Consider the following 1,833-nt stretch of genomic DNA (forward strand, 5'->3'; position numbering starts at 1 on the left):
CGTCACCCGATCCGACACCCCACCGGCGTAGCCGCCACCGGGCTGCGGCCGGTGCTTTAAGCTGGCCCACTGTGACCGGCAGTTTCGATGGCTACCAGGACGACGAGGACGACGAGCCCGACGAGGGCGACGCCGTCGCTGCCGGGTCGCCGAAGCACACCAACAACCTCAAGTGGGGACTGATCGCGGTCGCCGTGCTCGCCGTGGTGGCCGTCGCGCTGGTCGCGGTGGTGCTGTTCGGCGGTAATGCCGCCAAAGACGCGACGGCGGCGCACCCGAGCCGCGACACCGCCGCGGGGATCGCCAGCGCCGACGACACCGGGCCGGTGACGGTGATCGTCTCCGACCCGACCTGCGGCGCCTGGAACGCGATCAGCAACACCCTGGCCAGCACGCTGTCGCTGCTGGGACACGGCGAGTGGAACGAGCGCGACCAGGCGATCCCGGCCACCGAGTGGACCGAGGAGATGAAGAAGGGCTACCTGGCCGCCGGACAGGTGGTGCGCAGCGCGGCGGAGAAGTCGGTCGGGCTGGTCAAGCTGACCCCACACCGGGCGATGCGTGAGCTCTACGAGCAGTTCATCGCCTACAGCCGCGCGTTCGTCGAGCACATTCCCAAATACACCGGCGCCGACGCCGGCCTGGCCGGAACCGCGCACAGCGCCGCCTCCGCGCTGGCCGCGATCTGCGCGGCCGCCGACAGCGGTGCGGCGGCGGCACGCGGGCCGCGGGTGGAGTCGTCGTCGAGCCCGGACAAGGTCGCCCCGCCGGGAAACCCCAGCAGCCCGCAGCGCTACCTGACCGCGCCCGACCCGGTCTGCCACGACTGGCAGGTCGCGTTGGACAAGTTCGGCGTCGACACCAACGACTGGCAGAACCTGGATCCGGGCATCCCGGCCACCTTCTGGAATCCGGAGCAAAAAGCGGTCAACACGGCGGCCGCGCCGGTGATGATCAGCTTCGCCAACAAGCTGCAGCAGCTGGGCCGGCTCAGCGACAACCCCACGTTGCAGGACTTCGCCGACCTGTCGGCGCAGTACCGCCGCGCGTTCGCGCTGGCGTTACCGACCTACGACCCGTCCGACAACTACCTGGCCAACGCCAGCACGTTCGTCGCCACCACGGTGCTGGCCGCCTGCCAGGCCGTGGGGGGACGCTAGCCCAAGCCAGTCCCCTAATCCGCAGATGGGGTCCGTGCAGCGTCGGCGGGTCGTGCTGGCACCGACGGTACGGCTCACCGCAGCGGGTGTGCCGTTCCAGCAGGGTGCCCGGTAGCGCCGGGCCGGTCTCGGCCAGGGCGTGGGCGAGTCGGCTGGACATCGGGGGCATCATCGGCCGGGCGGTTCCGGTGCGCGAGATCGCCTACGCCACACACGGGCAGGTCATCGAGGCGTTGATCGCCCACCGGCTGACCGCACCGGCGCCGATGATCCAGGTCGGGGCGTGGGCGCGCCGGTTCGCCCTGGCCACGCTACGGCGGCGAACGCCACCAGGGACGGCACACCGCAGATCACCCAACCCGACGCCCGCCGGGTACGCCTGCTCGGCCTCCTTCGGATCGACCCACGGCGCACCCGCTAAACGGCCGAGCCACGCACACAGCACCCACCGCACCCCATGTGCCAATTACGCGGCCAGCCGGATCAGGCCCAGCTGGAGCCGACCGCCGCATCGGTGCCGGCCATGTTGCTGCCGGCCGACTGCACCTTCTGACCATGAGCGTTGGCCTGCTCGTAAATCACCTGGAAATTCCGGCCCAACGCGGTGACGAACTCCTGGCAGGCCACCGAACCCGACCCACCCCAGAAATCACCGGCGGCATACACATCGGCG

General features: G+C 70.5%; 2 protein-coding genes. One reads left to right on the top strand and one right to left on the bottom strand.

Annotated features, from left to right (window positions below):
• Positions 1-71: 71 nt before the first annotated feature.
• Positions 72-1,160, top strand: coding sequence for a hypothetical protein (locus tag AC2VNT_RS09940; protein ID WP_486946695.1), 1,089 nt, complete (start codon positions 72-74; stop codon positions 1,158-1,160).
• 483 nt (positions 1,161-1,643) lie between these two features.
• On the opposite strand, the gene AC2VNT_RS09945 is transcribed toward AC2VNT_RS09940, so the two are convergent.
• Positions 1,644-1,833, bottom strand: a 190-nt coding sequence (locus AC2VNT_RS09945) for a WXG100 family type VII secretion target (RefSeq protein WP_486946696.1), incomplete at its 5' end; no start/stop codon positions are given.

Source organism: Mycobacterium sp. TH-M15 (assembly GCF_057473705.1).